The sequence below is a fragment of the Saccharopolyspora terrae genome, assembly GCF_004348435.1.
Classification (GTDB): domain Bacteria; phylum Actinomycetota; class Actinomycetes; order Mycobacteriales; family Pseudonocardiaceae; genus Saccharopolyspora; species Saccharopolyspora endophytica.
The window spans coordinates 1-21,953 of sequence record NZ_SMKS01000012.1; the positions used below are offsets into that span (position 1 = coordinate 1).

Annotated in this window: 19 protein-coding genes; 6 read left to right on the forward strand and 13 right to left on the reverse strand. The window is 70.0% G+C overall.

Annotation, left to right across the window (positions count from 1 at the left end; all coding sequences use genetic code 11):
- The 4 genes from E1181_RS10055 to mftA form a co-directional block, all read right to left on the reverse strand.
- On the reverse strand, positions 1 to 1,369 hold a 1,369-nt coding region (locus E1181_RS10055), incomplete at its 3' end, for an oxidoreductase (protein WP_456238797.1).
- The gene (gene mftC / locus E1181_RS10060) at positions 1,366 to 2,553 is read right to left on the reverse strand and encodes a mycofactocin radical SAM maturase (protein ID WP_132673718.1); all 1,188 of its coding nucleotides are present in this window, start codon (positions 2,551 to 2,553) and stop codon (positions 1,366 to 1,368) included. The genes mftC and E1181_RS10055, both read right to left, overlap by 4 nt.
- 112 nt (positions 2,554 to 2,665) lie before the next feature.
- Positions 2,666 to 2,938 carry a mycofactocin biosynthesis chaperone MftB gene (gene mftB / locus E1181_RS10065; protein WP_132673719.1) on the reverse strand — a complete coding sequence of 91 codons (273 nt, stop codon included), beginning with the start codon at positions 2,936 to 2,938 and terminating at the stop codon, positions 2,666 to 2,668.
- Positions 2,939 to 2,940: 2 nt separating this feature from the next.
- Positions 2,941 to 3,045, reverse strand: coding sequence for a mycofactocin precursor MftA (mftA, locus tag E1181_RS10070; protein ID WP_132673720.1), 105 nt, complete (start codon positions 3,043 to 3,045; stop codon positions 2,941 to 2,943).
- An 82-nt stretch (positions 3,046 to 3,127) separates the two neighbouring features.
- Here mftA and mftR point away from each other — a divergent pair, with 82 nt between their 5' ends.
- A complete protein-coding gene (gene mftR / locus E1181_RS10075; protein WP_235876660.1) occupies positions 3,128 to 3,733 on the forward strand; it encodes a mycofactocin system transcriptional regulator in 606 nt (201 codons plus the stop codon).
- Between the two features lie 198 nt (positions 3,734 to 3,931).
- On the opposite strand, the gene E1181_RS10080 is transcribed toward mftR, so the two are convergent.
- The 5 genes from E1181_RS10080 to E1181_RS10100 form a co-directional block, all read right to left on the reverse strand.
- Positions 3,932 to 5,056, reverse strand: a complete 1,125-nt coding sequence (locus E1181_RS10080; protein WP_132673722.1) for an NDMA-dependent alcohol dehydrogenase — start codon at positions 5,054 to 5,056, stop codon at positions 3,932 to 3,934.
- 65 nt (positions 5,057 to 5,121) lie between these two features.
- Positions 5,122 to 5,961, reverse strand: a complete 840-nt coding sequence (locus tag E1181_RS10085; RefSeq protein WP_132673723.1) for a universal stress protein — start codon at positions 5,959 to 5,961, stop codon at positions 5,122 to 5,124.
- 61 nt (positions 5,962 to 6,022) lie between these two features.
- On the reverse strand, positions 6,023 to 7,705 hold the full coding sequence (locus E1181_RS10090; protein WP_207922092.1) for a TIGR03767 family metallophosphoesterase: 1,683 nt from the start codon (positions 7,703 to 7,705) through the stop codon (positions 6,023 to 6,025).
- 184 nt (positions 7,706 to 7,889) lie between these two features.
- Positions 7,890 to 8,807, reverse strand: coding sequence for an acetamidase/formamidase family protein (locus tag E1181_RS10095; protein ID WP_235876661.1), 918 nt, complete (start codon positions 8,805 to 8,807; stop codon positions 7,890 to 7,892).
- A 72-nt stretch (positions 8,808 to 8,879) separates the two neighbouring features.
- Complete coding sequence (locus E1181_RS10100) at positions 8,880 to 11,171, reverse strand: transketolase-like TK C-terminal-containing protein (RefSeq protein ID WP_132673725.1); 2,292 nt, start codon at positions 11,169 to 11,171, stop codon at positions 8,880 to 8,882.
- A 129-nt stretch (positions 11,172 to 11,300) separates the two neighbouring features.
- On the opposite strand from E1181_RS10100, the gene E1181_RS10105 reads away from it, so the two are divergent.
- Entirely contained in the window at positions 11,301 to 11,783 is a 483-nt protein-coding gene (locus tag E1181_RS10105; RefSeq protein WP_132673726.1) for an Lrp/AsnC family transcriptional regulator, read from the forward strand.
- Here E1181_RS10105 and E1181_RS10110 read toward each other — a convergent pair.
- Positions 11,748 to 12,773, reverse strand: coding sequence for a DNA polymerase IV (locus E1181_RS10110; protein ID WP_165944581.1), 1,026 nt, complete (start codon positions 12,771 to 12,773; stop codon positions 11,748 to 11,750). The two genes, E1181_RS10105 and E1181_RS10110, sit on opposite strands and share 36 nt — an antisense overlap.
- A 66-nt stretch (positions 12,774 to 12,839) precedes the next feature.
- On the opposite strand from E1181_RS10110, the gene E1181_RS10115 reads away from it, so the two are divergent.
- Together E1181_RS10115 and E1181_RS10120 are read left to right on the forward strand one after the other, a co-directional pair.
- Positions 12,840 to 13,295 carry an NUDIX domain-containing protein gene (locus E1181_RS10115; protein WP_132673728.1) on the forward strand — a complete coding sequence of 152 codons (456 nt, stop codon included), beginning with the start codon at positions 12,840 to 12,842 and terminating at the stop codon, positions 13,293 to 13,295.
- A 32-nt stretch (positions 13,296 to 13,327) separates the two neighbouring features.
- Positions 13,328 to 13,828, forward strand: coding sequence for a DinB family protein (locus tag E1181_RS10120; RefSeq protein ID WP_132673729.1), 501 nt, complete (start codon positions 13,328 to 13,330; stop codon positions 13,826 to 13,828).
- 51 nt (positions 13,829 to 13,879) lie between these two features.
- Here E1181_RS10120 and E1181_RS10125 read toward each other — a convergent pair whose 3' ends face one another.
- From E1181_RS10125 to E1181_RS10135, 3 genes are all read right to left on the reverse strand, one after another.
- Complete coding sequence (locus E1181_RS10125) at positions 13,880 to 15,211, reverse strand: MFS transporter (protein WP_207922094.1); 1,332 nt, start codon at positions 15,209 to 15,211, stop codon at positions 13,880 to 13,882.
- 93 nt (positions 15,212 to 15,304) lie between these two features.
- Positions 15,305 to 16,123, reverse strand: coding sequence for an alpha/beta fold hydrolase (locus E1181_RS10130; RefSeq protein ID WP_207922095.1), 819 nt, complete (start codon positions 16,121 to 16,123; stop codon positions 15,305 to 15,307).
- An 81-nt stretch (positions 16,124 to 16,204) separates the two neighbouring features.
- A complete protein-coding gene (locus E1181_RS10135; protein WP_132673731.1) occupies positions 16,205 to 18,565 on the reverse strand; it encodes a xanthine dehydrogenase family protein molybdopterin-binding subunit in 2,361 nt (786 codons plus the stop codon).
- Positions 18,566 to 18,782: 217 nt separating this feature from the next.
- On the opposite strand from E1181_RS10135, the gene E1181_RS10140 reads away from it, so the two are divergent.
- Both E1181_RS10140 and E1181_RS32755 read left to right on the forward strand, forming a co-directional pair.
- Positions 18,783 to 20,186: an Nramp family divalent metal transporter gene (locus E1181_RS10140; RefSeq protein WP_132673732.1), complete on the forward strand. Its 1,404-nt coding sequence runs from the start codon at positions 18,783 to 18,785 to the stop codon at positions 20,184 to 20,186.
- A gap of 34 nt (positions 20,187 to 20,220) precedes the next feature.
- Positions 20,221 to 21,876, forward strand: a complete 1,656-nt coding sequence (locus E1181_RS32755; protein WP_132673733.1) for an aminotransferase class I/II-fold pyridoxal phosphate-dependent enzyme — start codon at positions 20,221 to 20,223, stop codon at positions 21,874 to 21,876.
- Positions 21,877 to 21,953 lie beyond the last annotated feature (77 nt).

A 21,953-nucleotide genomic window follows, 5' to 3' on the forward strand; every position in this document is an offset into this window, starting at 1 on the left:
GAACTGCACCAGAACCCCGATCCCCCACTCCAGCAGAACCCCCACGACGGATTTCAGTGGAAATCAGACTCCCGACGTCAGTGGAAATCGGGGACCCGACCTCGGTGGAACTCGGGTGACCGGTTTCAGCGGAAGCCCGGGGGCGGATTTCAGTGGAACTCCGGTCCCCGACTTCAGTGGAAATCAGACGACGGATTTCAGTGGAAATCGGGGACTCGACTTCAGTGGAAGTCCTGCCTCCGATTTCAGCGGAAATCCGGGGGTGGGTTTTGGTGGGGACTGGGGGATCGTCGGTTTCGTGGCCGGCCGAGGGGTTGACGATGCAGGTGACGATGGGGTTGCGGTTGTCGCGGACGTTGCACTTCTGGTTGCACAGCACGCAGGGGCGGACCGGTGCGTCGTCGCGGACCGCGGTGACGAGGTCGGGATCGGCGATCTGCGCCCGGGTCATCTCGACCAGGTCCGCCACGCCGTCGTCGAGGGCTCGCTGGGCCTGTTCGGGGTCGACGACGCTGCCCTGCAGCACGACCGGGGTTCCCCCGGCGGCTTCGCGGATCCCCTTGCAGAGGTCGATGTTGAAGCCGGGCTCGGTGTGCAGGTCGGGGCGGGTGGCCGAGGTGCCCATCGCCGATCCCCGGACGACCGCCAGGTAGTCGACCGCGTCGCGGACGGATTCGACGACGCCGACCGCGGCCTCCGGCGTGATGCCGGCCCACGGCGCGAGCTCGTCGCAGGACAGCCGCAGTCCGACCACGCCCTCCCCGACCGACTCGCGCACGGCGGCGAGGACCTCGCGCAGCAGGCGGGTGCGGTCGGTGCCGTAGTCGTCGGAGCGCTGGTTGGTCAGCCCGGACAGGAACTGCCGCAGCAGCGAGAACTGCCCGGCGTTGAGCTCGACCCCGTGCAGTCCGCTGCGCACCGCCTCGCGCGCCGCCGAGGCGAAACCCGCCACGAGCGCGTCGATCTCGGGCTGCTCCAGCTCCATGGGCATCTCGCGGCTGGCGACGTCGGGCACCCGCGAGGGCGCCCACAGCACGCGCTGCGAGAACGCCGAGGAACCCTGCGACCCGGAGTGCCCGAGCCCGGCGAGCACCACGGTCCCGTGCGGGAGGCACGCCTCGGCCACGGCGGCCCAGCCCGGCCCGCAGCGCGAGGCCAGCGGAGCGCGTTCGTAGGGCCAGTCCGAGTCGTGCGCGCTCGCGATCTCGGTGACCAGCACACCGGCTCCCCCGGCGGCGCGCGCCGCGTAGTAGCCGACGTGCCGGTCCGAGATGTCCCGATCACGACCGAGGTTGGTCTCGTGCGGTCCGAACAGGACCCGAGACGGCGCGGTGCTCCGGCCGAGCCGGACCGGGTCGACGAGTCTCACAACCCGCTCACCAGCGGAGACGAGTCGCATGGCTTCGCGGGGACGGCGGGCATGCCGAGCCCGACCTTGCGCCGCGAGGAGCGCGAGTGGTCCTGCGTCGCCTTGGGCAGCTCGTTCTTGTCCACGATGGACAGAGCGGACTGCCCGTGCCCCTGCACGCACTCGGGGTCGGGTCCGTCCAGCGGGAGCCCGGTGAAGAACTTCGCCGCCATGCAGCCGCCCTGGCAGGCGTCGTAGTGCGAGCACGACGCGCACGCCCCCGCCGACTGCGGTTGCCGGAGGTCGTTGAACAGCTCCGACTCCCGCCACACGCGGGCGAAACCGCCTTCCTCGCGGACGTTTCCGCCCTTGAACACGTCGTGGATGGCGAACGGGCACGCGTAGACGTCGCCGACCGGGTCGATCAGGCACACCACGCGGCCCGCGCCGCACAGGTTCAGACCCGGCAGCGGGGTCGATCCCAGCGCGTTGAGGTGGAAGAACGAGTCACCGGTGAGCACCTGGTCGCCGCGGGCGACCAGCCAGTCGTAGATCTGCCGCTGCTGCGCGTCGGTGGGGTGCAGCTCGTCCCACACGTCGGCGCCGCGTCCGGACGGCCGCAGCCGGGTGATGCGCAGCTGCGCGCCGAACCGGTCGGCGATGACCTTGAAGTCGTCGAGCTGGTCGACGTTCTGGCTGGTCATGACCACCGAGATCTTGAAGTCGCGCATGCCCGCGTCGGAGAGGTTCTGCAGCGCGGTCATCGCCATGTCGAACGAGCCGGGTCCGCGCACCGCGTCGTTGACCTCGCGGGTCGCGCCGTCGAGGGAGATCTGCACGTCGACGTAGTCGGTGGCGGCCAGGCGGCGCGCGCGTTCGGCGTCGATGCGCAGCCCGTTGGTGGAGAACTTGACCCCGACCTGGTGGTCGATGGCGTAGTCGAGGAGTTCCCAGAAGTCCGGGCGCACGGTGGGTTCACCGCCGCCGACGTTGACGTAGAAGACCTGCATGCGTTGCAGCTCGTCGATGACCGCCTTCATCTCGGCGGTGGAGAGCTCGTTCGGGTCTCGCCGCCCAGAGGAGGACAGGCAGTGCTCGCAGGCCAGGTTGCAGGCGTAGGTCCATTCCCACGTCAGGCAGATCGGGGCGTCGAGTCCGCCCTTGAACTGCTCCACGAGCGCGGGAACCGGTGCTGTGGTGGTCATTCCAGGCTCACTTCCAACGGGACTTCGTCGTCGACATTGGGTGGAGGTGTTTTTCAACGCGGCGAAGCGCCGCCTCAGGGGCAAAACTCGTCCGGCACCGCCTCGACGAACTTCACTCTTGCGGGCGGATCATGTCGGAGGCGGCCAGGGAGGCGAGTGCTGTGCGGAACTGCGGGCGGCGCTGCTCGGGAATGCGCGCCAGCGCCTCTTCGACGCTGGCGTGCTCGTCGAGCTCGCGGACCAGTTCCACCAGTTCGGGAACTTTCAGGAACGACAGCTTCCGGTTTCCGAAGTGGTACGCGAGCGCCCCGAAGGGTTCGGGGCGCAACGCGACCTGCGGATTCAACCGGTAGCCGCGGCTGATGTCGAATTCCGCGGCGGCCACGATCAGTAGACCCCGCACATCCCGTCGATGGAGACCTCCTCGACCAGGAGTTCCTCCTCGACGACGGGCTCGTTTCCGGTGCTCTGTTCGATCTGCTGGTCAGCCATGCGATGCTCCTCACAGTGTCGAGCTACCATCGACACGGTATTTGCACCGAGTGCATTTTCACAAGACGTGGAGCGGTATCCGTTGCGGCATGACACATCTGGAGTACAGCGAACGGGTGGACGCCGAAAGGTCACCACCGCTGCGGAACTGGAGCAGGTCGCCTTCGACCTCTTCGACGAGCAGGGCTTCGAACGCACCACGGTCACCGACATCGCGGCCGCCGCGGGCATCGCGCGGCGCACGTTCTTCCACTACTTCCCGTCGAAGAACGACATCCCGTGGGGCGACTTCGACGCGGGCCTGGAGCGGATGCGCGCCGAGTTCCGCGCGCTGCCGGGCGATCTCCCGCTGATGGACGCGGTGCGGCACTGCCTGGTGGAGTTCAACCGAGTCCCGGACGAGAAGGCCCCCGACCACCGCAGGCGGATGCGGCTGATCCTGGGAGTGCCCGCGCTGCAAGCGCATTCGACGCTGCGCTTCGAGGCCTGGCGCGAGGTGGTGGCCGAATACGTCGGCCACCGCCTCGGCCAGCCGTCAACCGCGCTGACCCCGCAGACCATCGCGCACGCGACGCTGGGCGTGGCGCTGTCGGCGTACCAGCACTGGCTGGATCATCCCGAGCAGGACCTCTCGGGCCTGCTCGACGCGGCGATGCGCGAACTCGCGCTCGCGCACACCGCTCAGTAGTCGTCACTCCATGCGGCGAAGCCGCATTCTCTTTCGCCACCTGAGGCGCTGGCACCGCGGCGGGTTCTGAGCGCCTTCGTGGCGAGTACGCCGGGACGGCGTGTATTGGACATACACAAGGAGCGGCGCACGGAGCCCACGAAGGCGCTCAGGTTCCGCTACCCGGACCGCCGAGCAGCGCAACCACCACCAGGTTTCTCAGTAGTCGGCGTCGGTGTAGCGGATCAGCCCGCGCAGGTTCTTGCCGGCCATCATGTCGGCGTATCCGGTGTTGATGTCCTCCAGCTTGTACTCGGTGGTGATCAGCTCGTCGAGCTTGAGGGTGCCGTTGCGGTAGTGCTCCAGCAGTCGGGGGATCTGAGTGCGCGGGCTGACCCCGCCGAAGATCGCGCCCTGCAACCGCTTCTGCAGCAGGGTGAGCTCGAACAGGCTCACCTGGGCCTCGATCTGATCGGCCCGGCCCATGCCGGTGACCACGACCTGACCGCCCTTCTTCGTCATCGACAACGCCGGCTGCAGGTGCTCACCGGTGGTCTCGCCGATGCAGATCAGCACGCTGTCGGCCAGCTGACCCCAGGTCAGCTCCCCGACCGCTTCGTGCGCCTCGGCCATCGAGGCGAAGGAGTGCGTGGCGCCGAGCTCCTCGGCCTTGGTCCGCTTGAACTCCACCGGGTCCACGGCCACGACGTAGCGCGCACCCGCCGCAGCGGCTCCCTGCACGGCGTTGATGCCGACGCCGCCGCAGCCCACGACGACCACGGTGTCACCGGTGCGCGTCCCACCGATCTCGGTGGCGGTCCCCCAGCCGGTCGACACGCCGCAGCCCAGCAGCGCGGCCTTCTCCAGCGGGATGTCCTTCTCGATGGTGAGCACCGACGCCTGGTTGACCGTCACGTACGGCGCGAAGGTCCCCAGCAGGCACATCGGCGCAGCGGGTTTGCCCTGGTAGGAGATGCGGTGACCGCCGGAGATCGCCTCTCCGGACAACAGCCCCGCGCCTGCGTCGCAGAGGTTCTGCATCCCCTTCGCGCACGCGCGACACCTGCCGCAGCCGGGGATGAAGGTCAGCACCACGTGGTCGCCTTCCTCGATCCCGGTGACCCCGGCGCCCACCTTGGTGACCACACCGGCACCTTCGTGCCCACCGACGGCGGGGTAGATCGCCATCGGAGTGGCGCCGGTCCGCAGGTGCTCGTCCGAGTGGCACAGGCCCGAGGCCGCGAGCCTCACCTGCACTTCGCCCTCGATCGGATCGCCCAGTTCGATCTCTTCGATTTCCCAGTCTTTGCCCGGCTCGTGCAGGATCGCGGCCTTCGTCTTCATAACCACTCCTCGTCGAGTGCGGAAGAACATGCGCATCCGAGAATGAGAACCCGGTCACGCGGAAGTCAATGCCGCGATCGAACGATCAGCAGCGGTGCCGGTGTGTGGTGGATCAGCTTGTGGCTGGTCGAGCCCAGGTGGGCGCCCGCGACACCACCACGACCGTGGGCGCCCACGACCACCAGTTGTGCCTCGGTCGAGTGGTTGATCAGCGCCGCCACCGGGGAACCGCGCCCCACGATCCGCTCGACCTCGACGCCGGGGAACCGCTCCCGCCACCCGGCCATGACCTCGGCGAGGAAGCGCTGCTCCTGCTCCGCGACCTCCTCGCTCGGCAGCCTGCCGCGCAGCCACTTCAGGTCGATGCCGACGATCTCCCAGGTGTGCACCACGTGCAGCGGTTCGTCGAGCGTGTCGGCCAGCCGGAACGCCTGCGCGAGCACCGGCGCGGCGGATTCGGCGTCGTCCACACCGGCCACGATCGGGCCGGCCGCCGGGAACGTGGGCGGATCGCCGACGTCCGGCACGACCGCGACCGAGCCGAGCGCGTGCGCGGCGACCTTGACCGCGACCGCGCCCGCCAGCAGGCCGGTGAACCCGCCGAAACCCCGGTCGCCGACCACCAGCAGCTCGGCGGCAGCGGACTCGGCGACGAGCACCCGCTCTGGCGGACCCGGGATCGCCGCGGAGGTCACGTCGACGTCGGGCTGCTCGGACCGGACGCGCTCGGCGGCGTCGGAGAGCCAGTGGGCCACCTGCGCGCGCACGTGCTCCTCGCCCGGATGTGCGGTCGGGTCGGCGTAGACGATCCGCAGGCCGCAGCCGCGCCGCGCCGCCTCGCGCGCCGCCCAGGCCGCGGCGTTGCGCGCCACCGCCGAGCCGTCGACTCCCACCACGACGTTCATCACGGCCTCCCCGGTCGTCCCGTTCCAGGGTCGTCGACCGGGGCGCGACGCGCCTGCCGGATCAGACCGGCAGGCGACCCGGGACGAGCAGTTCGGTGTTGCGGTCGGTGTAGGAGCCGAGCTGGCTCAGGTCGGTGTGCGGGTCGTTGAACGACAGCTCCCGGTACAGCGCGGCCAGCCCGGCGGGCGAGCGGTCGTCGTAGTCGGCCTGGTACGGGCTGTCGGCCTCGATCAAGGTCGTGAACAGCGACAACGTGCCGTCGCGGTTGTCGGCGATCTCGATGGTCCTGGCCAGCTGCGGGAAGTCGACGTGCGACGCGGTGTTGATCTCCCAGAAGCCGCGTTCGGGCTCGTCGGCGGCGTGCGGGGTGATGGTGTTGCGGTGGGTGTGGCCGTTGACCCAGGCCAGCACGTTGGGAAACCGCTGGAGCAGCCGGACCACGCCGTCCCCGCCCACGCGGGCCTCGCCGGGCGAGCGGAAATCCGGCCACAGGGCGGTCATCGTGTCCGAGGTGTGGTGGCTGAACAGTACGAACAGCTCGTCGGTGGCGTCCTGGCTCTGCTCGCGGCCGAGCTCGTCGTAGTAGGTGGAGCTGCCCCGGGTCAGCACGTCCTGCAACCACCGGTACTGGGTCAACCCGATCGAGCCCTCCGCCAGACCGGCGGTGTTCGTGCTGTCCATCGCGATCCCGATGACGCCGGGAGCGATGCGGAAGGTGTAGTACGGCTTGGGGTCCGCGGGGTCGAACCCGTGGCCGATCGGTCCCGGTCCGGTGTTGGCCTCGTCGAGGTGGGCGGCGATGAACTGCTCGGTGGTGAAGGGGTGCCGCCGTTCGTCGGGCGTCACGGTGCGCACGATGGTGTTGCCGTCGAGCACCATCTGGCCCGACGCCTCCCGCGTGCCGCGCAGCATCTCGGCGACGGCGGCGGCCTCCCGCTCATCGCGGCCGATGATCTTGCGGTCGCCGGTGTACCAGTCGTTGACGCGCGGGATGACCTGGTCGGCCAGGGTTCCCATGACGCTGTTGTCGTGGTTGCCGAACACCGCGTACCACGGGATGTCCAGACCGGGGCTGGCGAAGGGCCGGAGCGCGTCGGTGAGCAGCCCGGGGAGCACGGGGAACCCGGCTTCTCGGAAACGGTCCTCCACACCGCCTTCGGGGTGCCAGTACAGCGGGTCGCCCGAGTCCTGGACCCCTTCGTAGTGGGCGGCGCCGGTGTTCTGCGCGATCCGCCCGCCGTTGAGGACGGCGAAGTACCAGTCGAGCTCGGCGAACTCGTGGTTGTCGGTGCTGTCACCAGTGGTGATCATGAAGTCCATCGGCGCCCCGGTGACCGGGCCGGTGCGCATCTCGTTGACCCGCTGCACCAGGTGCGCGGCGGCCAGCGCGCCCAGCGTCTCCTGCGGCCGGAACGCCCCACCGGCCAGCGGGTGCAGGTACTCGAAGCGGGCCGGGCTCTGCGCGTCGGTCACGTGCAGGTCGGTGAACTGGGTGAACGCGGTGATCGGAACCCGCCGGTCGATCCGGCCCGGGTCGGCCGCGGCGAGCTCGGTGCGCACGACCTGCGGCCAGCCCGGTCCGGCGATCAGCCGCCGGTAGCCCTCACCGCCGGAGGCGGGTTGCGCGGCCATCTCCAAGGTCGTTCGGGCTGGTCGGGGGCTCGCGGAAGCGGAGCCGACGCCCAGTGCCATGCCCGTGATGCCCGCGGCCAGCATGAAGCCGCGCCTGCTCAAGTCCGCCATACCCAGTCCTCTGATCGCGCCGGAACTGATCAGAAAATCTTTCATGTTTGGCGGATGCGGAACACCTCAGTTCAGGTGAAAGCCCGGGAAACAACACTCGAACGGCTCAGCCGAGGCCGCTTGGACGCGCGCCGTCAACACCGCCCGCGCAGCTCGCACCGCCGGGCGAACGACAGCCCGGCCATCACCCCAGGACGCCCGTCGGCAGCACGGCGTGGACTCCCCAGGTCTGGTTCGCGATCTGGGTGATGCGCATGTCGACCGTCGCGCCGGCCAGCGCCAGCGCCGCACCGCGGTCGAGGGCCTGCTCGATCTGCAGCCAGTCGACCATCGCGCTCAACGCGGTGGCGGTGGCCTCGTTGAGGTCGGTGTCGAAACCGAACGTGACCAGGCCGGACGGAGTTTCAGCGTGGATGCCGGGAACCGGGCGGTCCACGACCAGATCCAGCCGCACCCGGGTCGTCATGCCGCACTCGATGGCGGTGCCCCCGACCTCGCCGTCGCCCTGCCGGGCGTGGCCGTCGCCGAGCAGCAGCATCGCGTCCGGAACCGTGACCGGCAGGTACAGGGTCGATCCGGCGACGAGCTCGCGGCAGTCGATGTTGCCGCCGCCTTCGGGGCGCGGCGGGATCGTCGAGTGCTCACCGGGCTCCTCCGGCGGCATGCCGACCACGCCGAGGAACGGCTCGAGCCGCACGGTGTGCCCGTGCTGGTCGGTGCCGGTCTCGCCGTCGAGCTCCCACAGCAACCAGGTCCGCTCGGCGTCGGCCACGCGCAGCCGGCGCATCAGCCAGTCGTCCTTGCCCGCGGTCGCCGTCCACCCCCACCCGGCGGGGGTGAGCTCCTCGAAGTGCACCGCCAGCACCATCCCGGGCTTGGCGCCGCGCACGGCGATCGGGCCGGTCAGGCAGTGCCCCCGCCGCTCGGCGAACATGGTGGGCTGCTGCTCCCCCGGCACCTCCTGGCGCCGCAGGAACCCGCTGGAGTCCAGCGACTCCACCGTCACGACGTCCCCGGCCTCCACGGTGAGCACCGGTGCGGTGTCCCGGCTGAACACGTCGACGACGCTGCCCGCCTCGGCCCGAACCTCGAAAGAACCCACCACGACCTCCGCCCCTGGAACTCCCATCACCCAACCAGGACCGACGCTCCTGGCCAAGTGAGGGAGCCCACGTCAGCGATGCGTCACGTCGAGGGCGGCCCGGATGATGGTGCCGGTGTCGAGACCGTGGTGGCGGTAGACGTCTTCGAGCGAGCCGGACTGGCCGAATCCCGTCACGCCCAGGTGGACAGCGGGAATCCGGTTGACGCCCGCCAGGAACGCCAGCGCGTGCGGGTGTCCATCCAGGACGGTGACCATCGGGCGCGCCCGATCCGCCGGGAAGACCTGGTCCAGCACGCCCCGGTCCGCATCGCCCCGGTGAGCCCGGAACAGCAGGTCAGCGCTGGTCACGCACACGACGTCGGCGCCGATCCCCTGCTCGGCCAGCCGGTCGGCCGCGGCCCGCGTCTCGGTCATCAGCGCGCCCATGCCCACCAGCGTCACCTGCGGGTCGGCGTCGCGCCGCAGCGCGTAGGCGCCTCCGACGACCTGCCTGCGGCGGCGTTCGCGGGCCGCCGGATCGGCGGGCACCGACGCCAGCGACTGGTCCACCGGACGCGTCGACAGCCGCAGGTAGGACGAGGATCCGCCGGGCTTGCCGAGCTGCGACATGGCCTCCAGCAGGCACCACTCGGTGTCGACGGCGAAAGCGGGCTCGTAGCTCGTCACGCCGGGCTGCTCCAGCCCGATCGAGGGCGTGCCGACCGACTGGTGCGCGCCGCCCTCGGGAGCCAGGCTCACCCCGGACGGCGTGCCGACCAGGATCGACTGCCCGCCGCCGTACACGCCGAACGACCACGGTTCCAGCGCGCGCCCCAGGAAGCAGTCGTAGACCACGCCGATCGGCAGCAGCGGCTGGCCCCACCGGCTCCAGGTCGAGCCGAGCTCGCCGAGCAGGCTGACGAGGTTGGTCTCGGCGATGCCCAGTTCGATGTGCTGACCGGCGGGTCGTTCCCGCCAGTGCAGGATGGTCTCGGCGTCGTCGGCGAACCAGTCGACGCGCTCCGAGGGGGACCACACGCCGACCTTGTTGAGCCAGCCACCGAGGTTGGTGGTCGAGCTGACGTCGGGCGCCAGCGTCACGATCCGCTCGGCCGCCTCCGGAGACTCGCGGGTCAGGTCCAGCAGCGTGCGCCCCAGCGCCGCCTGCGTCGTGGTCGTCCCGCTCGGCGTGCGCCCGATGTCGGTGGGCAGCTTCGGCGGCTTGACGCGGGCGCGTTCGCGGCGGCGCAACCGGGAAGCCGTTTCCGCGCAGCGCTTCCCGGCCGGGCTGTCGTCGGCGAAGCGGTGCCACGGGTCGTCGAGGTCGGCGCCGACCTGGCCGGCCAGCTGCCGCATCTGCTCCTCGGCGAGCAGCGAACCGTGGTTCTGCGGGTGCCCCTCGGTCGCCAGGCCGTAGCCCTTGATGGTGTAGGCGAAGATGACCGTGGGCCGGGTGTCGTCGATGGCCTTGAACGCCGAGTCCAGCGCGTCCAGGTCGTGCCCGCCCAGGTTGCGGATGGCCACCGCCAGCGTCTCGTCGTCCACATCGGACAGCAGTCGCTCGATCGCCTTGTCCCCGGCGGGGATCCGCTCCCGCAACTGCTGCGGTGTGCAGCGCAGCAGGCGCTGGTACTCGGGGTTGCTCATGCCATCGATGCGCTCGCGCAGCGCCGCGCCGCCGGGACGGGTGAACAGCTCCTCCAGCACCTGCCCGTACTTGAGGGTGATGACCTGCCAACCCGCGGCGGTGAACATGCCCTGCAGCCGGTTCGCGGCGATGTTGGGCACGACGCGGTCCAGCGACTGCCGGTTGAGGTCGACGATCCAGACGACCTCGCCCAGGTCGGCGACGGTCGGGTCGAGGATCGCCTCCCAGCAGGCGCCTTCGTCGAGCTCGGCGTCGCCGAGCAGCGAGTACTGGCGTCCGGTGCCCGCCCCTCCGCCGTGCGTGTCGACGTAGCGACGGGCCACCGCGCCCCAGATCGGCGCGGTGGCGCCGATGCCGACCGAACCGGTGGAGTAGTCGGCCGGGTCGGGGTCCTTGGTGCGGCTCGGGTAGCTCTGCACACCGCCGTACTCCCGCAGCGTGGTCAGGTGCTTCTCATCCAGCGAGCCGAGCAGGTAGTTGATCGCGTGCAGCACCGGAGAGGCGTGCGGCTTGACCGACACGCGGTCGGAGGCGGTGAGGTGTTCGAAGTACAGCGCGGTCATGATCGAGACCATCGAGGCGCAGGACGCCTGGTGCCCGCCGACCTTGAGCCCGGAGTTGTTCGGCCGCACCCTGTTGGCGTGGTCGATCATCGCGGTCGCCAGCCACAGCACCCGCTGCTCGACCTCACGCAGATCCGCCGTCTCGGTGCGCACCGGTACCAGGCTCGTCATCACGCCTCCTCGCGTTGCCACATTGCGCTCAGAAGAACACCAAGACAAGAATCACTGCACAAGACCCGGCCGGCGAATCGAGCAATCTGCTCACCGGGCCGGGACGGAACGACCGACGAGGTGAACAGATTGCCCACCGCCGAGCCGCTCGACGACATCGACATCCGGCTGCTGCTGGCCCTGCGCGAGGAACCGCGGGCGACCGTGGTCGCGCTGGCGGATCGAGTCGGGCTGTCCCGCAACACGGTTCAGGCGAGGCTGGCCAAGCTGGAACCGAAACTCGGTTCGTTCGAACGCCGCATCGACCCGGCGACGCTCGGCTACCCGCTGACCGCGTTCATCACCGTCCAGGTCACCCAGCAGCACCTCGATCGGCTGGCCGGCGCGCTGGCCGAGATCCCGGAGGTGGTGGAGGTTTTCGGACTCACCGGCGACTCGGACCTGCTGGTGCGCGTGGTCGCCACCGACGCCGACCAGCTCTACCGCATCGCGGGGCGCATCCTCGACACCCCGGGCGTGGAGCGCACGAGCTTCTCGCTGGCCATGCGCACCCTCGTCGACTTCCGCCTGACCCCGCTACTCGCGGACAAGCTCCGCCCGGACGCCCAGTAGCCGGACCGGGCGATCCAGCGGGAACCGGCCCAGCGCCTGCTGCGCCGCGACGTCGATGGGTTCGAAGGCCCTGGTGGGTTCGGCGAGCGTGACGCCGTGGGTGTGGGTGGCGAAGCGGGAGTCGCGAACCTTGACCACCACCCGACGGGCCAGCGTGTCGTCGGCGGCCAGGTCCTCGGAGACCTGGCGGGACAGGCGGGTGATCTCGGCGCGCATCGGCTCGACCTCGCGCAGGTCGCGCTGGAAGGTGACCTCGCGACCGTGCGAGCGGGCGCGGAACGGCTCGTCGCTGACCGGCGTGGAGTCGTAGCCGTGCGCGAGCGCCACCAGCCACGGTCCGATGTTGGGGCCGAACTCGCCCGCCAGGTCCGCCATCGGCGTGCGGGCCAGCTCGGCCACGGTGGCGATGCCCCGGGCGGCGAGCTTCTTGGCGGTCTTGGCCCCCACCCCTTGCAGCGCGTCGGTGGGCTTGTCGGCCATCACCTCGACCCAGTTGGTCACGTCCAGCCGGAACACCCCGGCGGGTTTTCCCATGGCGGAGGCCAGTTTCGCGCGCAGCTTGTTGTCACCGATGCCGATCGAGCAGTTCAGCGCGGTGCGCTCGCGCACGAAGCGCTGGATGTAGCGGGCGGTGTCCACGGCGTCCTCGGCGTCGACGAGCATGAACGCCTCGTCCCAGCCGATGACTTCCAGGACCCCGCCCAGCTCGCCGAGCGCGGTCATCACGTCGGCGGAGGCGGCCAGGTAGGTCTCGCGGTCGGCGGGCAGGAACACCGCCTCCGGGCAACGCGCCGCCGCCGTGCGCAGCGGTGTCCCCGATTTCACGCCCTGGGCTCGGGCCTCGTAGGAGGCACCCGCGACCACGCCTCGCTCGGTCGGATCGCCCGAACCGCCGACCAGCACCGGCTTGCCGACCAGCTCGGGATGCCGCAGCAGTTCCACGGCGACGATGAACTGGTCGAGATCGATGTGCAGCACCACCCGTTCCACGCCGGTCAGCATCGTCGGAAACGCCCGCTCGCGCCAGGTCCCGCGCCGATGCGCGAGACTGTTCCGGTGAGCAAGCGAAGCGCCGGAATCCTGCTGTACCGCCTCGACGGCCCGAGCGTGCTGGTCGTGCACCCGGGCGGGCCGTTCTTCAAGAACAAGGACGCCGGGGCCTGGAGCCTGCCCAAGGGCGAGCACGAGCCCGACGAGGACCCCCGGGCAGCGGCCCTGCGCGAGTTCACCGAGGAGACCGGCATGACGCTGCACGACCGCGAACTGCTGCCGCTCGGCGAGGTCCGGATGCGCAGCGGCAAGACCATCACCGCCTGGGCCGCCGAAGGCGAGTTCGACGTGGACTCGTTGCGCAGCAACACCTTCGAGATCGAGTGGCCGCCTCGCTCCGGCCGCCGCCAGTCCTTCCCCGAGGTCGACCGCGCGCTGTGGTGCGATCTCGACACCGCGCGCGAGAAGCTCAACGCCGCCCAGGCTCCGTTCATCGACCGGCTCGTCGAGCTGTTGCGCTGATCTCGGGCGCCCGCGTCCAGGACACTGCTCGCATGGAGCAGATCGATCCACCGATGACCGGCGGCGAGCGCGAGACGCTGCGCGGCTTCCTCGACCACCACCGCGGCATCCTCGCGAGCAAGTGCGAGGGGCTGTCCGACGAACAGCTGCGCCGGCCCGCCTCGTCCCCGTCGACGCTGACGTTGCTCGGCCTGGTCCGGCACATGGCCGAGGTCGAGCGCATCTGGTTCCGGCTGTGCGTCAACGGCGAGCACGACCTGACGCGGGTGTGGGCGCAGGAGGACTTCCAGGTCGCCTTCGACGTCTCGGATGCCGACACCGCGGAGGCGTTCGGCGCGTGGGAGGCGGAGGTCGAGCGCGCCCGCGAGATCGAGCGGTCCGTCGACTCGCTGGACACCGCGTTCTGGCTGCCGAGGTGGCGTGAGCACCTGTCGTTGCGCTGGATCTTCCTCCACATGATCGAGGAGTACGCCCGGCACAACGGCCACGCGGACCTGGTCCGCGAAGCCGTCGACGGCAAGACCGGCGACTAGCGATGAGGCCCCGCCCGGACGGTGCCGGACGGGGCCTCATCAACCGGTTTCTCAGGCGTCGAGGGACTTCTCCCGCGTCTCGCGGCTGGCCAGCAGCGCGAGCAGGGTGACCGCGCCGGCCACCGCGAGGTAGACACCGACCCAGCCCAGTCCGTGGGAGCCGGCCAGCCAGGTGGCGATGTAGGGCGCGACCGAGGCGCCCAGCAGGCTGGCCAGGTTGTAGGACACCGAGGCGCCGGTGTAGCGCACCGCGGTCGGGAACAGCTCGGGCAGCAGCGCACCCATCGGGCCGAAGGTCATGCCCATCAGACCGAGGCCGACCACCAGAAACAGGACCGTGGCCGTGGTCGAGTGGGTGCCGAACCACGGGCCCATGAGCAGGCCGAACACGATGATCGCGATGGTGGTGACCACCAGCGTGGGACGCCGGCCGTAGCGGTCGGCCAGCAGACCGGCCACCGGCACCGTCAGGCCGAAGAACACCACGCCGACCAGCAGCATCACCAGGAACGTCGAGCGCTCGTAGCCCAGGCCGGAGTCGGAGGTGCCGTAGGACAGCGAGAACACCGTCATCAGGTAGAACAGCACGTAGGTCGCCAGCATGATGAACGTGCCCAGCACCAGCGCCTTGAAGTCGGTGCGGAAGACCTGCACGAACGGCACCTTGGCGCGCTCGTTGTTCTCCAGCACCTTCGCGAACGCCGGGGTCTCGTTCAGGCTCAGCCGCACCCACAGGCCGACGATCACCAGCACCGCCGAGACCAGGAACGGGATCCGCCAGCCCCACGAGGCGAACGCGGCGTCGGACATGACGCCGGAGAGGACCAGGAACAGGCCGTTGGCGAAGAAGAACCCGATCGGCGCGCCGAGCTGCGGGAACGTCCCGAACAGCGCCCGCTTGCGCGGCGGCGCGTTCTCGGTGGCCAGCAGCGCCGCACCACCCCACTCGCCGCCCAGGCCCAGGCCCTGCCCGAACCGGCACAGCGCCAGCAGCAGCGGCGCCACGATGCCGATCTGCGCGTAACCGGGCAGCAGACCGATCAGCACCGTCGAGATGCCCATGGTCAGCAGCGACGCCACCAGCGTCGCCTTGCGGCCGATGCGGTCGCCGAAGTGGCCGAACAGCGCCGAGCCCACCGGCCGGGCGACGAAGGCGATGCCGAAGGTCGCCAGCGAGTTCAGCGTGGCCGCCGTCTCGTCACCCGCGGGGAAGAACAGCTTCGGGAAGATCAGCACCGCGGCCGTGGCGTAGACGTAGAAGTCGTAGAACTCGATCGAGGTGCCCACGAGGCTGGCGAGCACGACCTGTCGGGTCGAGTTGCGTGGGGTCTTCGACCCCGGATCCCCGGAACCTCGCACCTGCGAGGTGTGGCCGACAGCCATTGCGCCGAACCTCCTGATTAACACGAACGGACGAACGACACTCTAAACCTTCGGCGACCACGTCCCGAGACGGGGTTCCCGCATGCTGGACGTTCAGGAAGCGAGGAACTCCATGATCAGCGCGGTCACCCGCGCCGGGTTGTCCTCCTGGACGAGGTGTCCGGCCTGTGGGATCCACTCCAGCCGAGCGTGCGGGATGCGCCGCGCCAGCTCGCGGGCCCGATCGGCCGGGAGCCAGGTGTCGTTCTCGCCCCAACCGACGAGCACCGGGAAGTCCAGGTCGCCGTAGCGGTCCTCGACCTCCCGGGTGTAGCGCTCATCGGCCTGGGCGATCTGCCGGTAGAAGGCGGGCTGGCCGTCCTCGCCGAGCCACGGCGCCACCATCCGGTCCAGCACGTCGGGCCTCAGCTCGCGGTGCGCGGCGGTGGTCAGGTAGCCGCGCACCAGCGACTCGTGCAGGTGCGGCGGCAGCGCGGCGAAGACCTCGGCGTTGGCGTTGACCAAGCGGAAGAACTCCGAACCCCAGGGCCGGACGCTCACCGCGTCCAGCAGCGCCAGGCGCCGGTAACGCACCCCGTCCAGCAGGGCGCTGCGCAGCGACACCGCGCCGCCGAAGTCGTGGGCGATCACCGAGGGCTCGTTGAGCCCGCAGTGCCGCAGCCACCCGGTGAACACCTCCTGCTGAGCGGCCAGCGACACGTCCTGCCCCTCGAACTTCGCCGAGCTGCCGTAGCCGGGCATGTCCCACAGGTGCACGCGGTACCGGGCGCTCAGCGCGTTGGCGACGTCCCGCCACACGAAGGAGGAGAAGGGCGTTCCGTGCATGAGCACGACGGTCTCCCCCTCCCCGAAGCTGTCCCACCGCACCTTCCCGTGCGGCGACTCGTACACCTCGGAGAGTTCCCAGCTCATCAAGACCTCCGCACTCATCACTCCCTGACCAGGGCGATTCGAATTTCGCGCGAAATTCGAATCGGAGCCCGAACCCGCGCCTCAGACGACCGCTTCCTCCTCGTCCGGTGTGTCGTCGCCGCGGACCGGCAGGGTCCCGAAGGCCGCCGGCGGCTCCTGCCAGCACGTCGCCGCAGCACCTTCGCGGATGGCCTGCCAGACGCGTTCGGGCGTGGTCGGCATGTCGATGTGGCGCACGCCCAGGTGCTTGACGGCGTCCACGACGGCGTTCTGCACCGCCGGGGTGGAGCCGACCGTCGCCGATTCACCGATCCCCTTGGCACCCAGTGGGTTCAGCGGCGTCAGCGTCTCGGTGTTGGACACCTCGAAGGACGGCAGGTCCGCCGCCGAGGGGATCGCGTAGTCGGCCAGGGTCGCGGTCTCCGGGTTGCCGTCGGCGTCGAAGGTGACCTCCTCCCACAGCGCCTGGGCGATGCCCTGCGCGGCGCCGCCGTGCTGCTGGCCGCGCACCAGCATCGGGTTGAGGATCCGTCCGCAGTCGTCGACGGCGATGTGCCGCAGCGGCGTGACCTGCCCGGTCTCGACGTCGACCTCGACGACCGAGACGTGCCCGCCGAACGGGAACGTCGCGCCGCCCGGGGCGAAGTCGACGTTGGCCGCCAGCCGCTCGCCCTCCTGCGCCGCGGCCTCGACCAGCTCGGCCCAGGCGACGGTCGCGCTCGGCACACCGGCCACGCCCAGCGCACCGCCGTCGGTGACCTCGATGTCGTCCACGTCGGCCTCCAGCTTCGAGGCCGCGATCTCCTTGGCCCGCCGCAGCACCTCCGTGCCCGCCTCGCGCACCGCGCTCCCGCCGATCTGCAACGAGCGGGAACCGCCGGTGCCACCGCCGCGCGGCACCTCGGCGGTGTCGGACTGCACGAACTCGATCGCGTCCATCGGGATGCCGAGCGTGTCGTTGACGATCATCGCGAAGGCCGTCGCGTGCCCCTGGCCGTGCGCGGAGGTGCCGACCCGGATGCGGGCGCCCTCGGCGTGCACCTCGACCTCGGCGTACTCGCCGGCACCACCACCGGTGATCTCGACGTAGGCGCTGACCCCGATGCCCAGCAGCTTGTGCTCCCCGGCCTCGATGCGGCGGGCCTGCTCGGCGCGCAGCTCGTCGTAGCCCGCCAGCCGCAGCGCCTCGTCGAACGGCACCGCGTACTCGCCGCTGTCGTAGGTGGCCCCGGTCAGCGTCCTGTACGGGAAGCTCTCCGGAACCAGGAAGTTCTTGCGCCGCAACGCGACCGGGTCCATGCCCAGCTCGGCGGCGGCCAGGTCCATGATCCGCTCCACCATCGCCGCGGACTCGGGGCGCCCGGCCCCGCGGAAGGCACCGACGGGCGTGGTGTTGGTCAGCGAGGCGATGCCGTCGTAGCTGATCTTGGGGATGTCGTAGACGGCCTGCGCCATGGTCCGCGTCGGGCCCAGCGCCAGCGATCCGCCGAAACCGGCGTAGGCGCCGCAGTCCCCGACGACCCGGCAGCGCATCCCGACGATCGAGCCGTCGCGGCGCAGTCCCAGCTCCACGTACTGCACCTGGCCACGTCCGTGCGGCATGCCCTGCATGTTCTCCGAGCGGCCCTCGACCCAGCGGACGGGACGTCCCAGCTTCAGGGCGAGCCCGACCGCCACCACGTGCTCGGAGATCGCCCCGGCCTTGCCGCCGAAACCGCCGCCGACGTGCGGCGAGATCACCCGCACGCGGTCGTCGTCGAACCCGAACGCCTTGGCCAGACCGCTGCGCACGCCGTGCGGCATCTGGGTCGAGACGTGCACGGTGATGTCGTGCTCCGCATCGGGCCCACCCGGTTGCACCGCGACGGCGTTGCCCTCCAGCGGGACGACGGCGACGCGCTGGTTCTCGATGCGGGCCCGCACCACCACGTCCGCGCCCTCGAGCACCGAGTCCCCCGCTCCGTCGCGGTATCCGGCGGCGATGTTCGATCCGAGGTCGGGGAACTGCCGCTCGGCGTCGTCGTCCAGCGCGCGTTCCATGTCGGCGACCACCGGCAGTTCGCGGTAGTCGACGTCGACGAGCTCGACCGCGTCGGCGACGGCCGCGGCCGACTCGCCCACGATGACCGCGACCGGCTCTCCGACGAACCGCACCCGATCGGTGGCCAGCGGCGGCCGGACGACCTTCGGGTTGACCTCCACGAACGGTGCGGGCACCGGGAGGTCCAGGTCGGCGGCGGTGTAGGCGCCGACGACACCCGACGCCTCGGCGGCCGCGGAGACGTCGATCCCGGCGATCTCAGCGTGCGCGAGGTGGGAGCGCACGAAGCCGATGTGCAGCAGCCCTTCCACCTCGAGGTTGCCGATGTAGGTGCCCCGGCCGCGCAGCAGATCCGGATCTTCGACGCGCTGAACCTCGGTCCCCAGCAATGAACCCACCATGCGAAAAACCCTATCCCTCCGGACGAACACCGGCAGCGGTCGAAAACCGCGGCGCCGACAGGTGATCAACCGAGCAAGCGGAAGGAAAATTCCCCGTCTCGCAACATCGATTGACCGGCTGTGTTCGCGTGGGTAGCTTTTCACAACCTCACAAAAACTTTCACACACGTGAAAATTGACGCCTCTTGCAACACCTCTAGGCACAAGGGAGTGCCCGATGGGAACCAAGGTCGCGAGCGCCAACGCCGATCCCTACCTCCTCACCGCAGACGGCATCAAGGAGCCGCCCACCGGATGGGCCGGGAGCCTGCGCTATCTCGGCCCCGGACTGATCGTCAGCGCCTCGATCGTCGGATCCGGCGAACTCATCGCCACCACCGCTCTCGGTGCGAAGGTCGGATTCGTCCTGCTGTGGATGGTGATCCTGTCCACCGCCGTGAAGGTCGCCGTGCAGGCCGAACTCGCCCGCTGGACCATCCTCACCGGCAAACCGGCGCTGACCGGTTTCAACGAGGTACCGCCCAAGATCGGCAAGCTCGGCTGGATCAACGTGCTGTGGATCCTCATGGCGCTGTCGAAGTTCCTGCAGATCGGCGGCATCGTCGGCGGCACCGCCTCGGCCCTGAGCATGCTCATCCCGGTCGGCGGTGAACCCCTGAGCGCCACCTCGCTGGGCGTGTGGACGGTCATCGTCGTGGCCGGCAGCATCGCGCTGCTGTACTCCAACAGCTACAACCTCATCGAACGCGGCGCGTTCGCGCTGGTCGTGGTGTTCTCGATCGCCACCGTGGTCATCGCGCTGGGACTGCCGTTCACGCCGTTCAGCTACGGCGGCGACGACGTGCTCAGCGGCCTGACCTTCACCATCCCGGCAGGCGCCATCGGGGCCGCGGTGGCGATGTTCGGCATCACCGGCGTCGGCGCCGACGAGATCACCTTCTACACCTACTGGTGCGTGGAGAAGGGCTACGCCCGCTGGGTCGGCCCCAACGACGGCAGCCCGGAGTGGAAGGCGCGCGCGCAGGGCTGGATCCGCGTGATGTACAAGGACGTCTTCGTCTCCTGGATCATCTACACGGTCGGCACGCTGGCGTTCTTCATCATGGGCGCGGCGGTGCTCAACCCGCAGGGCCTGGTGCTCGAGGGCAACGAGATGATCACCACGCTCTCGCAGATGTACACCGACGTCATCGGCGAGTGGGCGGCCATCGGCTTCCTGATCGGCGCGATCGCGGTGCTCGGTTCCACCCTGTGGGCCTCGATCCCCAGCTGGTCGCGGATGTACACCAACGTGCTGGCCACGCTCGGCGTGCTCGACTGGAACAACCCGGTGGCCCGCGAGAAGTGGGTCCGCGGGTTCATCGTGGTGCTGCCGATCCTGTGGGGCGCGACGTACCTGTCGATCTCCTCCCCGGTGGTGATGGTGCAGATCGGCGGCGTGGCCACCGGCATCTTCCTGCCCGCGGTGGTGATCGCGACCTGGTACTTGCGCAAGACCCAGGTCGACCCGGAGCTGCACGGCGGGCGCTGGTTCAACCTCGTCCTGCTGGTCAGCAGCATCGCCATCACACTGCTGGGCATCTACAGCCTGCTCAACGTCTTCGGCGTCGAGTTCGGCTGACGAATTCGCTGGACGCGGCGGTGACAATCATCGGGTGCCCACGGATGTGAAGGTCGTTCCGGCGGCGGTGGACGAGCCGCTCGTCCGAGCCCTGCTGCGCGAGTACACCGACGAGATGGCCAGCCGCTACTACGACCGCCCGGCCACCGAGGCCGAAGTGGACGAGGCGATCGCCGAGGACCCCGACGACGGGTTGCACCCGCCGACGGGGGTCTTCCTGGTCGCACGCGACGGACCGGACGTCCTCGGGTGCGCGGGGATCCGCGAGCTCACGCCCGGCGTCGCCGAGCTCAAGCGGATGTACGTCCGGCCTGGGCTCCGGGCACGAGGACTGGGTGGCGTGCTGCTCGACGCGGTCGAGGAGCACGCCACCGCTCTCGGTTACCACGCGATCCGGCTGGACACCCGCTCCGATCTGGTCGAAGCCCGTGGGCTGTACGCCAAGCGCGGTTACGTCGAAATCCCGGCTTACAACGACGCCCCCTACGCCTCACACTGGTTCGAGAAGCACCTGTGGAGAGGACCAGTGTTGGGCAACGCTTTCGACGCCGTGACCATCGACGACCTGCGCGCGCGGGGCAGTCTCAAATGGACGCTGCACGGCGACGCGATCGGGGCGTTCGTCGCGGAGATGGACTTCGGCACGGCACCGGCCGTGCTGGACGCCCTGCACTCCGGCGTCGATTCGCTGAACTTCGGCTACCAGCCGCCTCGGCTCGCCACCGAGATGTCCCGGGCCTGCGCCGAGTACCAGGCCGCGCACCACGACTGGCGGCCGTCGCCCGATCGCGTGCACGCGATCCCCGACGTGATCCGCGCGCTGAAGCTCACCATCGAGCACTTCAGCGCCCCCGGTAGCAAGGTCATCCTGCCCACGCCGGCGTACATGCCGTTCCTGAAGGTCCCCGGCGGGATGGACCGGGAACTGATCACCGTTCCGATGGCCCTGGACGGGGACGGGTTCGTGTTCGACCTCGACGCGCTGGACGCGGCGTTCAAGTCAGGCGGGAACCTGCTGATCCTGTGCAACCCGTACAACCCGCTGGGCCGGGTGTTCACCCCGGACGAGCTGACCGCGATCTGCGAGGTCGTCGACCGCAACGGCGGCCGGGTGTTCTCCGACGAGATCCACGCTCCGCTGGTCTACCGGGGTCACCGGCACGTCCCGTACGCGTCGCTGTCGGACACCGCCGCCGGCCACACGATCACCGCGACCTCGGCCTCCAAGGCGTGGAACCTGCCGGGGCTGAAGTGCGCGCAGCTGATCATCTCCAACGACGCCGACGCGGCGGCGCTGGACGCGTTGGGCCCGCACGCCACCGACGGCGCCTCCAACCTCGGGCTCATCGCCAACACCGCCGCCTACGACTCGGGGCAGCCGTGGCTCGACGAGGTGCTGGACTACCTCGACGGCAATCGCCGGGCGGTCACCTCGCTGCTGGCCGAGCACCTGCCGGAGGTCGGCTACCGGCACCCCGAGGGCACCTACCTGGCGTGGCTGGACTTCCGCGCGCTCGAACTCGGCGACCACCCCGGCGAGTTCTTCCGCGAGCACGCGGGCGTCGTGCTCACCGACGGCCCCGCGTGCGGTGAGGAGGGACGCGGTCACGCGCGCCTCAACTTCGCCACTCCGCGCCCGATCCTCGAACGCATCGTCCTGAACCTCGCCGAAGCCGTGCGGAACCGCTGATCACGCCGCCAGCGGGCGGTTCTGGTCTGAACCGACCGGACGAATCGGACCTCGGCCCGGACCAGAACCGCACCGCC